Raw genomic sequence first — 14,452 nt, forward strand, 5'->3', positions numbered from 1 at the left:
GGCAGCCGCGGGAACGCTGCGAAGATCATGCAGTTGCCGGCCAGCGGCCGGCACTACCAGGCCGTCAATCCTCGTCCGCATCCTCGGCAACGCTGTCTTCCGCGTCATCGTCGGCATCGAAGCGCTGCTCATGCACCGGGCCCGACGCCGGGCCGGCCGCCTTCAGCGGATGCGCGGCGATGCGCGCTTCATAGTCCTGCACCAGCGCATCGCGCTGCGGCTCGCTCAGTTCCTGCCAGTGGCAGTCCAGCAACGCACCCTCCAGCGAGTACAGCAGGTTCAGGCTGGGCTTGAAGCCGGCACGCTTGACCTTGACGAAGGCACCGACCGCTCCGATCGCGACCAGGTCGTCGCGGCTGCGCAGGCCGACCTGGCGCAGCCAGGCCGCGCTCTTGGGGCCGATGTTGCGCAGCTTGGGTGCGTTCATCCCAGCGCCTCGACGAACACGCGGGCGATGGCTTCCAGGCCGGCCTGGTCGTCGGCATCGAAGCGGCCCACCTTCGGGCTGTCGATGTCGAACACGCCGATCAGTTCATCGCCGCGCAGCAGCGGCACCACCAGCTCCGAACGCGAGGCCGAATCACAGGCGATGTGGCCGGGGAAGGCGTCGACATCCTCCACGCGCTGGGTGACCCGCTGGCTGGCGGCGGCACCGCACACGCCCTTGTCCAGCGGGATGCGCACGCAGGCCGGCAGGCCCTGGAACGGGCCGACCACCAGTTCCTTGCCGTCGTACAGGTAGAAGCCCACCCAGTTCAGGTCGGGCAGGGCGTGGTAGACCAGTGCGGAGAGGTTGGCCGCGTTGGCGATGCGGTCGGACTCGGCGTAGACCAGGCCACGGGCCTGTTCCAGCAGCTGGGCGTATTGTTCCGGCTTGCTGCCGGTGAGCGAGGCATTGGCGAACATGCACGCAGTCTAGCAAGCGCGACGGGCCGGCGATAATGCACGCTCTGTTGCCCTGTTGGAGCCAATCGATGCCGTTGCCTGCCACGCTGCCGCCCGCCCTGTTCGTTACCGGCACCGACACCGAAATCGGCAAGACCGCGGCCAGCACTGCGCTGCTGCATGCGCTGCGCCGGCGCGGCCTGCGTGCAGTCGGCATGAAGCCGGTGGCCAGTGGCAGCGAAGACCTGGGGCAGGGCCTGCGCAACGAGGACGCGCTGGCACTGCAGGCGGCCAGCTGGCCGGTGCCGGACTATGCCGACCTGAACCCGTATGCGCTGCGGCAGCCGCTGGCACCGGAGCTGGCGGCGGCCGAGGACGGCGTGCAGGTGGAACTGGCGCCGATCGTGGCCGCGTTCGCGCGACTGCGCGCGCAGGCCGATATCGTGGTGGTGGAGGGGGTTGGCGGTTGGCTGGCGCCGGTTTCGGCCACGCTGGACCAGCTCGACCTGGTGCGTGCGCTGCAGCTGCCGGTGCTGCTGGTGGTGGGCATGCGGCTTGGCTGCGTCAACCATGCGCGGTTGACTGCGCAATCACTGCAGGCCAGCGGCGTGGACCGCCTGGGCTGGATCGGCAACCACATTGATCCTGCGATGCAGCGCCAGGACGAGAACATCGCCACGCTGCAGCAGCGCCTGCCGATGCCGTGCTGGGGACGGCTGCCGCATCTGCCGGGGGCGGATGGTGAAGCGTTGAGCGCGCATCTGTTCGACGACCTGGGGTAGTGCCGGCCGCTGGCCGGCAACCGCGATGAATCACGTCCATGCAGTTGCCGGCCAGCGGCCGGCACTACCGTGCTGCAGCCGCCAGCTCCCGTGCGATCGCACCCAGCCGCTCCACCGCACCGATGAAGCGCGCATCCAGGCTCTGGCAGCACGACAGCCGCAGGCAGTGGCGGTAGCGTGCGCCGCGCGAGTACACCTGGCCCGGCATGAACACGATGTCCTCCAGCAGCGCTCGCTCGAACAGCTCGCGCGTGTCCACGCCCGGCAGTTCCAGCCACAGCAGGAAGCCGCCCTGCGGTTCGGTGGCGCGGGTGCCGGCCGGGAAGTGTTCGGCCACCAGCTGGCGCAGCCGCCCGACCTGTTCGCGGTACAGGCGGCGCATGCGGTGCAGATGGTGCTCGTAGCTGCCTGCTTCCAGATACGCGGCCACCGCATCGCCGAGCAGCTGCGGCTCGCCGCCGGTGGACTGGAACTTCAGCAGTGCGATGCGCTCTGCGAAGCGGCCGCCATCCAGCCAGCCGATGCGGTAATCCGGCGCCAGTGTCTTTGAGAAGCCACCGACCACCATCACCCAGCCATCGCGATCGAAGGCTTTCAGCAAGGGTGCCGGCGGTTCGCAGAACTGCAGCTCGGCGTACACCGCATCCTCGATCAGCGGCAGCTGCCGTGCGTTGACCAGCTCGGCCAGGCGTTGTTTGGCGGCGGTCGGCATGGTGCAGCCGAGCGGGTTGTGCACGGTCGGCATCACCACCAGTGCGGCCAGCGGCCTGTGCTCCAGCAGCGCATCCAGTGCATCCACGTCCAGTCCGTGCTGCGGGTGGGTGGGCAACTCGATGGCCTGCAGGCCGAGGTTGGCCAGCAACGGATACAGGTTGAAGTAGGACGGCGCCTCGATTCCCACCGCGTCACCGGGCTGGGTGACCGCGCGCAACGCCAGCTGCAGGGCTTCCATCGCGCCATGGGTCAGCAGGAGTCGCTCGGCGTGGGTGTGCAGCCCCATGCGCGGACTGCGGCGCACGATCTGTGCCAGCAGCCGGGGGGAGCCGTTGGGTCTCGCATAGGTCTCCACCGTCTGCTGGCCGTGGCGCAGCACCTGCGCGGTATGCCGGGCCAGCTGCGCGCCGGGATAGAACTGGCGACCACGTGGGCCGGCGAAGGCCAGATCGACCACACCCGGGCGGCGCTGTGCTTCCAGTACCCGGGCCATCAGGACCTGCTGCAGCGGCGCGGTGGGCGCGGATGGGGTGTCGCGCAGCGAACGCTCCGGCACCGACAGCCGCGGGGCGACTTCGAAGCCCGCCTTCGGCCGCGGAATCACCAGTCCGGCATCTTCCAGCTGGCGATAGGCGGCAATCACCGTGTTCAGGCTGAGCCGGCGCTGCAGGGCCATCTGCCGCAGCGAAGGCAGGCGGCTGCCGACCGGAAGGCGGCCACCATGAATGGCTTCGGCCAACTCATCCGACAGCCGTTGATAGCGGGGGGGGATCATCGAGGCCTGGTCATCTGTATCCATCGAATATCCCGCCATCTGGTGCTGTACCCATGATGATGGCGAGCCTAGCATGTCGTTGTCGGCCTGGCCTGATCGGGGCACGGCCGATACTTCCCAAACGCACGGCTGGATGGCCGTGCGTCTTTTTCTGTGTGTAGAGCCGAGCCCATGCTCGGTTGCACTTCCGCCAACAGCAGCCGAGCGTGGGCTCGGCTCTACAGAGAGCACCGCCGAGCGTCGGTCAGCCCAAGGGGGAACGCCGGCTACCGCATCGGCACCAGCGCCGCCTCGCGCCGGTACAGCGCCGGGAACTGCTTGCCCAGCGCCGCAAGCTTCGGTGCGTCGTAGTAGCGGATGTAGGCCGCCTGCGGGTAGTTCGCCATGTAGTTCTGGTGGTAGCTTTCGGCCGGGTAGAAGCGCTGGCCGCTGACCAGCTGGGTGACGATCGGTGCGCGGTAGCTGCCGGCCTGGCCGAGCTGGGCGATGTAGGCGCGGCTGGCTGCCTGCTGGCGGGCGTCATCGGTGAAGATTGCCGATCGATACTGGCTGCCGTGGTCCGGCCCCTGGCGGTTGAGCTGGGTCGGGTCGTGTGCCACCGAGAAGAACACCTGCATCAACTGCCCGTAGCTGACCTGGCGCGGGTCGTAGTCGATCTTCACTGCTTCGGCGTGGCCGGTCTGGCCGCTGCTGACCCGCTCGTAACGCGCGTCGGCGGCGCTGCCGCCGATGTAGCCGGACACCGCATTGCTCACGCCCTTGACGTGCTGGAACACGCCCTGCACGCCCCAGAAGCAACCGCCGGCGAACACCACGCTGGCGTGGGTCGCGTCATCGCGGAACGCCGCATCGCCCGTGGGTGCCGGTACTGCCTGGGTCTGCGCGCTGGCTTCGACCGGCGCCGCAGCCGCGCCGTGGTCGACCAGCAGCACACCGGCGATCAGTGCGGTGGCCACCAGTCCGGCGACACCGGCGGCGATGCCCTGTTCAAAGGAGAGTTTCATCATGTCCTCCCGTTTCAACCAAAAGTGAAGGCATAGGCCTGCACGCCCGCATCGAGGAATTCGATCTCGAAGCGGTGCGGACCGACCGTGCCGCGCTGGCGCACCAGCTGGTACAGGCGATGCTCGTCGACCACGCCACTGCCATCGGCGCCGACATCACTACCGGCATCGGCGGCGGGCAGCGCCTTGCCATCCAGCCAGACGCGGAAGCGCACCGGCCTGCCGTCGCGGCTGGGCGCCAGCACCAGGTGCAGGTCGCGCGCATGGAACTGGAAGGCAATGCGGCCACCGGCCTGCTGCAGCTGTGCGGCTTCATCGGTGACGGTCCAGCGCCCCGACAGTCCCCACTGGTTCAGCGCCAGGGTCGTTGGCAAGGAGTAGTCGAACGCGGCATCACTGCGCTGCCCGCCGGGCGAGGCGAACTGTTCGGCGCGGGCGTGGCCCAGATACGTTTCCGGCGAGCGCAGGTTGCCCATGTCGGCCTGCACGGCCACGCCCTTCAGGTCGGCGGCAGCGGGATCGGCCGGTGGCGGCAGGTTCGTCTGCCCGGCTTCGGCCAGCAGGCGACGGATCACCTGTTCCGAGCGCGCGTAGTTGCCTTCGCCGAACTGGTGGCCGCGGATGTTGCCCTGCGCATCGACGAAGTACTGCGCCGGCCAGTAGCGGTTGTTGAACGCGCGCCAGATCGTGTACTGGTTGTCGAGCGCCACCGGGTACTCGACCTTCAGCTGCTGCACCGCCTTCATCACGTTGCGTGGGTTACGCTCGAAGGCGAACTCCGGCGTGTGTATGCCGATCACCACCAGGCCGTGGTCACGGTAGCGGCGTTCCCATTCGTGCACGAACGGCATCGCGCGCAGGCAGTTGATGCAGGAGTACGTCCAGAAATCGACCAGTACCACCTTGCCGCGCAGCTGCTGGGCCGTCAGCGGTGGGCTGTTGAGCCAGCCGGTGGCGCCGTCCAGCGCGGGCAGGGTGCCTTCCACCGGCAGCGGTGCATCGGCTGCGGCGTTGGCACCGGCCATCATCATCATCGGCGGTGCCGCCGGCTGCGCGCCGGGTACCGCATCCAGCAGGCCCTGCTCGATGCGTGCGGTGCTGACCGTCGAAAGACGGGTGAGCAGGCCGGTATCCCAGCCCAGACCAATCGCCACCACCGCCAGCAGCGCGGCCACGCCCAGCACCTTGCGCAGTGCGTCGCCGAGACCAAGCCGCGCCTGCAGTGCGCGGAACACGCGGCCGCCCACCCACACCGCCAGTGCCAGCGCGGTGATCGCGCCCAGCGCATACGCCAGCAGCAGCGTGCTGGTGCCGACGCTGGCGCCATGCAGGGCGGCACCGGTCAGCACCAGGCCGAGGATCGGCCCCGCGCAGGGCGCCCACAGCAGGCCGGTGGCGACGCCGATCAGCAGCGAGGTCCACGCGCCGCCGTGCCCCGCGGCATCCGCCGCATCGGCACGCGCGCTCAGCCGTGCGCCGACGCGCTGGAATGGCGCCAGCAGATGGTCGGCCAGTCGCGGCCACAACAGTGCCAGCGCGAACAGCGCCATCAGCAGCAGGGCGACCCAGCGTCCGACCTGGTTGGCCTGCGCCACCCATTGGCTGCCCACCGCAGCCAGGCTGGCGACCACGGTGAAGGTGAGCGCCATGCCCAGCAGCAACGGCAGCGTGCTGCGCAGGAAGGGGCGGTCGGCACGCGCGAACACGAACGGCAGCACCGGCAGGATGCACGGGCTGAGCAGGGTCAGCGCGCCGCCGAGGTAGGCAAGCAGCAACAGCAGCATCGTCAGGCTCCGGAAGCAGGGGAAGAACCGACCGGCACCCGCCAGCCGTCGGCGGTACCGTCCGTGGCGCCGGGAACGAACACCATCGCCGCACCGTTCATGCAGTAGCGCAGCCCCGTCGGGCGTGGGCCATCGTTGAACACATGGCCGAGGTGGCCGCCACAGCGACGGCAGTGCACCTCCACCCGCAGCATCCCGAAGGTGACGTCGCGGTCTTCGCCGATGGCGTTGTGCAGCGGCGCCCAGAAGCTGGGCCAGCCGGTGCCGCTCTCGAACTTGGTGGAGGAGGAAAACAGCGGCAGCGCACAGCCGGCACACGCGAAGGTGCCCTGGCGGTGTTCCTTGTTGAGCGGGCTGCTCCACGGCCGTTCGGTGGCCTGCTGGCGCAGCACCGCGTACTGCGCCGGGGTCAGGCGCTGGCGCCAGTCGGCATCGCTGTGCATGACCTCGAACTGTCGCGACGGGCGCGCTTCGGCGGCGGCTGGGGCGGCGCGGCTGCAGGCCCCCAGGCCGAGCAGGCCGGCGGCGGTGGCAACACCTCCCAGGCCCAGCAGATGGCGGCGGGACAAGGACATGGCGGACTCCGGGAAGGGGGTGACGGGGCCATGCTGCGCCCGCCCGGGTCAACGAATCCTCACGCAGGATTCAATTTTTCGTGAGGTATCGGCGGCCGCCCCGCGCCACAATGCTGCCAGCCTCCCCACTGGCCCCGAGCTGCCGATGTCGACCAAACGCGTGCTGATCGTTGAAGACGATGCCCATATCGCCGACCTGCTGCGCATGCACCTGGGCGATGAGGGCTACGACGTGGCCCATGCCGCCAGCGGCGATGCCGGCCTGCGCCTGCTGGAGCAGGAAGGTCCGTGGGATGCATTGGTGCTGGACGTGATGCTGCCCGGCGTGGATGGCCTGCAGGTCTGCCAGCGTGCACGCGCGATGGCGCGCTATGTGCCGATCATCATCATCAGCGCGCGCGGCAGCGAAACCCAGCGCATCGTCGGCCTGGAACTGGGCGCGGACGATTATCTGGCAAAGCCCTTCTCGATGCCGGAACTGGTGGCGCGGGTGCGCGCATTGCTGCGCCGCGCCGAGGCGATGGCGCAGAGCGCACGCATCGATGCCGGCGCGATCGAACTGGGCGGCCTGCAGCTGGATCCGGTCGCGCGCACCGCCTCGGTGGATGGCAACGCGCTGGAGCTGACCCCGCGCGAGTTCGACCTGCTGCTGTTCTTCGCCCGTCATCCGGACCAGGTGTTCGCGCGCATGGAACTGCTCAACCAGGTCTGGGGCTACCAGCACGATGGCTACGAACACACGGTCAACACCCATATCAATCGCCTGCGCAGCAAGATCGAGCCGGACCCGGCCAACCCACGGCGGTTGCTGACGGTGTGGGGCCGCGGCTACAAGCTGGTCGATCCGGCCGGGGCGGCGGCATGATCAAGCCGAACCTGTGGCAGAAGCTGGCGGTGGTGACCGCTGCGCTGATGCTGGCGTGCTGCATGGCGCTGCTTGCACTGCAGATGCGGGCCAACACCCGCCACGAGCAGGAGGTGGTACAGCGGCTGTCGCTGGGCCTGGCCGAGCACATTGCCCAGCGCAGCGAGCTGATGGATACCAGCGGCATGCGCGATGCCGCCGTGCGCGCGCTGTTCGGCCAGCTGATGGCGGTCAACCCCAGCGTCGAGGTCTACCTGCTGGACGACCAGGGCCGCATCCTTGGCCACGATGCGCCCAGTGGGCACCTGGTGCGCACCCGGGTGGACGTGGCGCCGCTGCGCCGCCTGCTGGCGGGAGCACCGTTGCCGATCCTCGGTGATGATCCGCGCAGCGCCGATGGCCGCAAGGTGTTCAGTGCTGCACCGTTGATCGTGCAGGGCCGCCAGGCCGGCTATGTGTACGTGGTGCTGGTGGGCGAGCACCGGCAGATGCTGGCCGACGACCTCGCCGCCGGCAGCCAGTGGAACACCACGCTGTGGTCGGTGGCACTCGTTGGTGGCCTCGGCCTGCTGGCCGGGCTGGTGGCCTTCTACTGGGTGACACGCCCGCTGCGGCGGCTGACCCGGCGCATCCAGGCCTTCGACATCGATGCACCCACGCCACTGCCGCCGGCGGAGCCGCTGCGCCCGGGTGAGCGCGATGAACTGGTGATCCTCGAACATGCGCATGCGCAGATGGCGCAACGGTTGGGCGAGCAGTGGCAGCAGCTGCGCCAGCAGGATCTGCAGCGCCGCGAGCTGGTCGCCAACATCTCGCATGACCTACGTACGCCGTTGTCGTCGCTGCATGGCTACCTGGAAACACTGGCGTTGAAGGACGCCACGCTGTCGCCGGACGAGCGGCGCCGTTATCTCGGCATCGCGCTGGCACAGAGTGCCAAGGTCGGCCGGCTGGCACGCGCGCTGTTCGAGCTGGCGCGGCTGGAACATGGCGAAGTGCGCCTGGAGTGGGAAGTGTTCGCGCTGCCGGAACTGCTGCAGGATGTGCTGCAGAAATTCGAGCTGGCGGCGCAGGCGCGCAACCAGCACCTGCACGCCGAGTTCCCGCCCGGCCTGCCGCTCGTGCGTGCTGATCTGGGCCTGGTCGAGCGGGTGCTGACCAACCTGCTCGACAACGCGCTGCGGCATGCACCCGAGGGTGGGCAGATCGAGGTGCGCCTGCGCGCAACCGATGACAGCGTGGAGGTGAGCGTGGCCGATGATGGCCCCGGGGTGGCGCCAGCGCTGCGCACCCACCTGTTCCAGGCACCGGCCGCGCTCGGCGCTCGGCGTGGCGACAACGGCGGGCTGGGCCTGCTGATCGTGCAGCGCATCGTGCAGCTGCATGGGCGCAGGATCGAACTGCGTGACAGCGCGAGCGGCGCGTTGTTCGTGTTTGCCCTGCCACGCGCCGAACCGGCGGCCTAGCAGGCCGGTTCGCCCGTCACCGCACCGCCGCTTTCCAGCGGCAGTTTCAGGCGGATGCACGCACCTCCCAGTTCGGAGTCGGTCACTTCAACGTGGCCGCCGTGCTTGTCGGCCACCACCTGCACCAGCGCCAGGCCGAGGCCGAAGCCCGGGCTGCCCGGGTCCAGCCGCACGTAGGGTTGCAGTACCTGGCCGCGCAGTTCGGGTGCGATGCCGGGGCCGTCGTCCTCCACCTGCAGGCACAGCCAGCCGTCATTGACGGTGCTGGCAATACGGATCTGCCGGCGCGCGTAACGCAGTGCATTGCCGAGCAGGTTGCGCAGTGCCAGCTCCAGCATGTGCCGGTTGACGTTGACCAGGCCCACCGGCGACAGCGCCTGCTGCACCGGCACCGGCAGCGGCGCGAACTGGGCGACCACGCCGCGCACCAGCGCCGCCAGCTGCAGGCGCTGGCGGGTCAGCTGATGGCAGCGACCCAGTGCGGCGTACTCGACGCCGGCGTCGGTCAGGTGCTGCAGCCGATCCACATCGGTGCGCAGGCCGCCCAGCGCATCGCGCTGCACGTCGTCGAGTGCGCTGTCTTCCAGCTCGGCCAGGCCGAAACGCATCCGTGCCAACGGCGTGCGGACTTCGTGCGCCACCGCCTGCGCGAGCACCCGCTGGCTTTCCAGCAGTTGCTGCAGCTGCTCGGCCATGTGGTTGAAGGCATTGGCCAGCGGCCGCACCAGTGCGGTGCCGGCGCGCGGCGCACGCGTGTCCAGCTGGCCGTCGCGCATCCGCCGCGCCGCCTGGGCCAGCTGCGAGACGTCGCGCCACAGCCGGTAGACCATCACGTACATCGGCAGTGCCACCGCCACCATCAGGATCAGCAGCAGGATCGCCACGCCGGAGACTTCGCTGTCCTGCCAGCTTTCGTCAGGCAGCGCTTCGTCCAGCGGCCCCAGCATCAGCGCGTAGCCGCTGTCACCGATGCGCTGCAGGCTGCGCATGTGCTCCAGGTCGATCTGCACCCGGCCGTTGTTGAATGGCGGTCGCTGGCTGGACTGCAGCGCCTTCACCGCCTCGCCCAAAGGAACCAGGCGTAGGGCATAGGCGAAATCAGCGTCGAGTTCGCGGGCCAGCGCCGGCCACTGTTCACGCGGGGTTTCGGCGAAGCGATGCTGCAGCAGCGCGTGCGTGCCGCGCATCTCGGCCTGCAGGCCGGCTTCGGTGCGGTCTTCCAGCAGGGCATCCCAGGCCCACAGGCCCAGCACGATCAGCAACAGATGGGCGAGCAGGAAGCCGATGCCGTAGCGCAGGAAGTGGAAGGCGTGGCCGCGCATCGCCGACGGCGTGCGCGTCATCCCCATGCCGAGCGGCTGAACAGGTAGCCGCGGCCGCGAACGGTCTTGATCCGTTCTGGCTGCTCCGGGTTGTCGCCCAGCTTGCGGCGCAGGCGCGAGATGCGGGCATCGATCGAGCGGTCCAGGCCGTCGAAGGCGATCCCGCGCAGGCCGCGCAGCAGCGCATCGCGGTCCAGGATCTGGCCGGCGTTGCTGGCCAGCAGGAACAGCAGGTCGAACTCGGCCGTGGTGAGCTCCAGCAGGCCGCCCTGCAGGTGTACGTTGCGGGTGGAAGGGTCGATGTTCAGCTCGCCGAAGCGCAGGCTGCCGTCACGTGGCTCGACCCGGCGGTGGCGGCGCAGGTGGGCACGCAGCCGGGCCAGCAGCACCCTCGGTTCGATCGGTTTGCCGATGTAATCGTCGGCCCCCAGTTCCAGGCCCAGCACCTGGTCGATGTTGTCGGTGCGGGCGGTCAGCACGCAGATGATGCCGTCATAGTGGGGCCGGATCTGCCGACACACTTCGAAACCATCCTGGTCGGGCAGGCCGACATCGAGCAGGACCAGCGCCGGCTTTTCCGCCAGGATCCGGGCCACTGCCCGCTCGCCGCTGCGTTCATGGGCGACCTGGTAGCCATGCCGCTGCAGGTAGTCACTGACCATCGTTCCCAGGCGGGCATCGTCTTCGACCAGTACGATATCCAGCATTTCCAAGGCCTCCGTGGACGCAAACGTACCGCCACGGCACGAGCGCGGCGATGCTATCCCAGCCTGCGGGCCGCCCGGGTCCAGCGGGTGGGCGCCATTCAGCCGGGGTTGCTGGCGCTGGGGGCCGCACTCCAGGCCTGGCAACAGCTTGGCGTTGAGCTTAGCCTGAGGCTGTTACAAAGCGTTACCTTCGTGATACGTCTGGTGACCATCGCTGACAGCAACGCGACTGACGCGGGGCCGTCAGGGCGCAGAGCATGGAGTCTCCTCCGCTCCGCGTGCCGTTCCCATGTCGCCCGCCCTCTACCTGCTGAACCCGTCCCGCCGCTGCCGCTGCAGAGGTGCCCGATGAGTGGCGTGGTCGGGGCCTGGCTGCCACCTGCCGAGGACGAACACCTGCTGCAGCGCCTGGCACCGATGCTGCGCGCCCTGCAGCAGCGCGGCCGGGGCCGCATTGGCTACTGGACCGACGCCGGGGCCGGCCTGGCACTGGGCCACTGCCGGGCGCCCACCGATACGCCATTACAGCCGCTGAGCTCGGACTGCGGTCGCTACGTGCTGTGCCTGGACGGCCGCCTGTACAACCGCAGTGACCTGCAGGCGCAGCTGCGCGACCTGCCACGCAGTTGCAGCGATGCGCGGCTGCTGCTGCAGGCGATCGTCGAATGGGGCGTGGAGCGGGCGCTGTCGCGCATCGAGGGCGCGTTCGGTTTCAGTGTGTGGGACCGGGAGGCGCGCGAACTGTGGCTGGCCCGCGACCGGGTCGGCGAGCGGCCGCTGTACTACGGCTGGTACCAGGGCCAGTTCCTGTTTGCCTCGGAGTTGAAGGCGCTTCAGGCCTTCGCCGGATTTGCCCCTGGCATCGACCAGGATGCGCTGAGCCTGCTGCTGCGCCATGACTATGTGCCGGCACCACACACCATCTACCGCGGTATCCACAAGCTGGTGGCCGGCGCGATGCTGCGCATCGATCTGAATGACCATGCGGCTGGCGGTTCCAGCCAGGCCACACAGGGCGGCTCACGCTACTGGTGTGCACGCGATGCGATGCAGAGCGCGCTGCAGGAACCACTGCAGCCGGCACCCAGCCTGGAGCAGGCCACCGACCAGCTGGAAGCGGTACTGCAGAAGGCCATTGCCGCACGCATGCACTCGCCGCTGGCTTGCGGCGCGTTCCTGTCCGGAGGCACCGATTCCTCATTGGTAACCGCAATGATGCAGGCGCAGTCGACTCTGCCGATCGAAGCCTGGACGGTCGGTTTCGACGATCCCGGCCATGATGAGAGCGACTGGGCCTCGCAGGTCGCGCGTCACCTGGGCGTGCAGCATCACCTGCACCGCATGGACGCGCGCCAGGGCCTGGACCTGCTGCAGCGCCTGCCGCAGGTCTGGTGCGAGCCGTTCGCCGATGCCTCGCAGCTGCCGACCCTGCTCGCCAGCGAACTGCTGGGCGCTCGCAAGCCGGTTGCACTGACCGGTGATGGCGGCGATGAACTGTTCTTCGGTCACCCCAGCTACGGCCGCGCGCTGCGCAATGCACGCCTGTGCGGCGGCCTGCCGGACTGGGTGCGTGACCTGGCACGGCGCAGCGGCAACCGGATGAATCCCGAGCGCGGCCGCCTGGGTGGCTGGCGTGCGCTGGTGGCCGAGGTGGCTGCCAACGATGTGGAGGGGCATTATCTGCAGCGCGTGACCCGCTGGCGGCAGCCGGCGCAGGTAGTGCTGCGTGCGCGTGAGCCGCTGACGATCTTCCAGCAGCAGGACACGGCGCTGCCGGCCGAGGCGCGCATCCAGCTGCTGGATTTCCGCATGGACCTGGCCGAGGGCATCCTTGCCAAGGTTGATCGCGCGGGCATGGCGGCGGGCGTTGAAACCCGTGCGCCATTGCTGGACATGGAGGTGGTGCGCCTGGCCTGGCGCCTGCCGCAGCACCTGAAGTACCACGATGGCGAACACAAACTCATTCTGAAGAATCTGTTGGCACGCTACCTGCCCGAGCCGCTGGTGTACCGTCCCAAGCGTGGCTTTGGCCCGCCCATGGCGCGCTGGCTGGCCGGTCCGTTGCGCGATTGGGCGGAGGCGCTGCTGGACCCGCAGCTGCTTCGCAACCAGGGCTGCTTCGATGCGGCACGCGTGCGTGGCATCTGGGAAGCGTTCCTGCGCGGCGAGCGCAAGTGGCACACGCACCTGTGGAACGTGCTGATGTTCCAGGCGTGGCACCAGCACTGGCACGGTGGTCGCGGGCGCTGAGGTTCCTTTGCGGTGTGTTCTGCGTGGCGTGTGGCGGATTCGTTCTGCGTGGCGCAGGGCGGAGACCCTTGCGTACGAATGTCCTCCGGCGCCGGCCGTTGGCCGTCACCTCCCCCTTTACTTCGTACGCAAGGGCCTCCGCCCTGCGTTCGGAGTTCGTCGGTGCCTCATTGAAAAGTTGCCATGAGCACTGAGCTTTAGCTGCCGTAAGCCGAGCCTCGTCGGGGCGGGCAGGGGCCTGGGCAAAGTAAAGGAGGAGGTGACGGCCAACGGCCGGCGCCGGGGGACATTTGCCCAGGCCCCTGCCCGCCCCGGCGGGGCCCATCAGCTCGCAGGAAATCCAGACGAGGAAGCGCTCTTGAATCCAGACAACGGGCAAAAAAAGACCCGGCAGAGGGAGGGATCTGCCGGGTCCGGATTGCATGGGGGGAGGGACCCACGCAATGAGCGTTGCGTCGCGTCAGTGGTTGCTCGCGTCCGCCGTTGATTCGTTGTAACCCTGCACCAGTTCGGACCACGCCTTGCTGGCCACCAGGCCGAGACCGACCACGTCCTGCTGGGCCTGGCCCAGCCGCTGCAGGTTGTCCTGCCACAGCTGTGCGCCCTTGTTGAGCATCCCGGCCGCGTCGTCGCTGCGGGCCAGTTCGCCCAGCCAGCCGCCGGTCGCGGTCAGGTTGCGCTCCATCACCTTCAACTGCACGCCGAACATGCTTTCCGCGTTCTCCAACGCCAATCGGTTTGCGCGCGTTGCGGCGGCGGCGAACTGGCGGGTGGCATCACTGAAGCGATCGCTGAAGGCGGTGGCCATGGGGGGCATCAGGGAGTGGCTTGATGCATTGCAGCATACGCCGTTGATGCGGCAATGCAACAAAAATAACAAAGGCGCTCAGGGCGCCTTTGAAAAGCCTTTCAGATCAATGGGTTGATCAGGCCGTCGGGCCGCGGTAGCGACAGCCGGAGGTGCAGGTTTCGTGCACGGTGATCTCGCTCAGCGCCGGCAGGCTGGGCTTGAGTTCGTTCCAGATCCACACCGCCAGGTTCTCGCTGGTCGGGTTCTCCAGGCCGGGGATGTCGTTGAGGTAGTGATGGTCCAGGCGGTCATAGATCGGCTGGAAAGCCGCCTTCACGTCGCCGAAGTCCATGATCCAGCCGGTCTGCGCGCCGGGCTCGCCCTCGACCTTCAGTTCCACCCGGAACGAGTGGCCATGCAGGCGCGCGCACTTGTGACCCGGCGGCACGTTGGGGAGGCGGTGCGCCGCCTCGAGCATGAAGACTTTGAAGATTTCCATGGCGCGATTGTACGCCGCAGGTGGCCGGCCATCC

Annotated in this window: 14 protein-coding genes; 4 read left to right on the top strand and 10 right to left on the bottom strand. The window is 68.7% G+C overall.

Annotation, left to right across the window (positions count from 1 at the left end; genetic code table 11):
* Window positions 1-64: 64 nt before the first annotated feature.
* A complete protein-coding gene (locus VG543_RS17020) occupies window positions 65-427 on the bottom strand; it encodes a TfoX/Sxy family protein (protein ID WP_021203374.1) in 363 nt (120 codons plus the stop codon).
* Complete coding sequence (locus VG543_RS17025) at window positions 424-906, bottom strand: GAF domain-containing protein (RefSeq protein WP_005407940.1); 483 nt, start codon at window positions 904-906, stop codon at window positions 424-426. Before VG543_RS17025 ends, VG543_RS17020 begins: the two co-directional genes overlap by 4 nt.
* Before the next feature lie 68 nt (window positions 907-974).
* Between VG543_RS17025 and bioD the strand changes: the two genes are divergently transcribed.
* A complete protein-coding gene (gene bioD, locus VG543_RS17030; protein ID WP_111097716.1) occupies window positions 975-1,667 on the top strand; it encodes a dethiobiotin synthase in 693 nt (230 codons plus the stop codon).
* 64 nt (window positions 1,668-1,731) lie between these two features.
* Here bioD and VG543_RS17035 read toward each other — a convergent pair whose 3' ends face one another.
* From VG543_RS17035 to msrB, 4 genes are all read right to left on the bottom strand, one after another.
* Complete coding sequence (locus VG543_RS17035; protein ID WP_423178652.1) at window positions 1,732-3,180, bottom strand: PLP-dependent aminotransferase family protein; 1,449 nt, start codon at window positions 3,178-3,180, stop codon at window positions 1,732-1,734.
* Between the two features lie 242 nt (window positions 3,181-3,422).
* Window positions 3,423-4,160, bottom strand: a complete 738-nt coding sequence (msrA, locus tag VG543_RS17040) for a peptide-methionine (S)-S-oxide reductase MsrA (protein ID WP_329859090.1) — start codon at window positions 4,158-4,160, stop codon at window positions 3,423-3,425.
* Between the two features lie 14 nt (window positions 4,161-4,174).
* On the bottom strand, window positions 4,175-5,944 hold the full coding sequence (locus tag VG543_RS17045) for a cytochrome c biogenesis protein DipZ (protein WP_423178651.1): 1,770 nt from the start codon (window positions 5,942-5,944) through the stop codon (window positions 4,175-4,177).
* Between the two features lie 2 nt (window positions 5,945-5,946).
* Window positions 5,947-6,519, bottom strand: coding sequence for a peptide-methionine (R)-S-oxide reductase MsrB (gene msrB, locus VG543_RS17050; protein ID WP_180847375.1), 573 nt, complete (start codon window positions 6,517-6,519; stop codon window positions 5,947-5,949).
* 145 nt (window positions 6,520-6,664) lie between these two features.
* Here msrB and VG543_RS17055 point away from each other — a divergent pair, with 145 nt between their 5' ends.
* On the top strand, window positions 6,665-7,384 hold the full coding sequence (locus VG543_RS17055) for a response regulator transcription factor (RefSeq protein ID WP_005407947.1): 720 nt from the start codon (window positions 6,665-6,667) through the stop codon (window positions 7,382-7,384).
* Complete coding sequence (locus VG543_RS17060) at window positions 7,381-8,850, top strand: sensor histidine kinase (protein WP_180877027.1); 1,470 nt, start codon at window positions 7,381-7,383, stop codon at window positions 8,848-8,850. The genes VG543_RS17055 and VG543_RS17060 overlap by 4 nt, the downstream gene beginning before the upstream one ends.
* On the opposite strand, the gene VG543_RS17065 is transcribed toward VG543_RS17060, so the two are convergent.
* Window positions 8,847-10,193, bottom strand: a complete 1,347-nt coding sequence (locus VG543_RS17065) for an ATP-binding protein (protein WP_329846641.1) — start codon at window positions 10,191-10,193, stop codon at window positions 8,847-8,849. The genes VG543_RS17060 and VG543_RS17065 overlap by 4 nt on opposite strands.
* A complete protein-coding gene (locus tag VG543_RS17070) occupies window positions 10,190-10,879 on the bottom strand; it encodes a winged helix-turn-helix domain-containing protein (protein WP_010484092.1) in 690 nt (229 codons plus the stop codon). Before VG543_RS17070 ends, VG543_RS17065 begins: the two co-directional genes overlap by 4 nt.
* Before the next feature lie 348 nt (window positions 10,880-11,227).
* Between VG543_RS17070 and asnB the strand changes: the two genes are divergently transcribed.
* Entirely contained in the window at window positions 11,228-13,129 is a 1,902-nt protein-coding gene (asnB, locus tag VG543_RS17075; protein ID WP_423178650.1) for an asparagine synthase (glutamine-hydrolyzing), read from the top strand.
* A 460-nt stretch (window positions 13,130-13,589) separates the two neighbouring features.
* Here asnB and VG543_RS17080 read toward each other — a convergent pair whose 3' ends face one another.
* On the bottom strand, window positions 13,590-13,937 hold the full coding sequence (locus VG543_RS17080) for a phasin family protein (RefSeq protein ID WP_329846639.1): 348 nt from the start codon (window positions 13,935-13,937) through the stop codon (window positions 13,590-13,592).
* A 118-nt stretch (window positions 13,938-14,055) separates the two neighbouring features.
* Window positions 14,056-14,418: a 6-carboxytetrahydropterin synthase QueD gene (queD, locus tag VG543_RS17085; RefSeq protein WP_005407953.1), complete on the bottom strand. Its 363-nt coding sequence runs from the start codon at window positions 14,416-14,418 to the stop codon at window positions 14,056-14,058.
* Window positions 14,419-14,452 lie beyond the last annotated feature (34 nt).

This window comes from Stenotrophomonas sp. CASM101, assembly GCF_049384845.1.
In the GTDB taxonomy this organism is placed as follows: domain Bacteria; phylum Pseudomonadota; class Gammaproteobacteria; order Xanthomonadales; family Xanthomonadaceae; genus Stenotrophomonas; species Stenotrophomonas hibiscicola.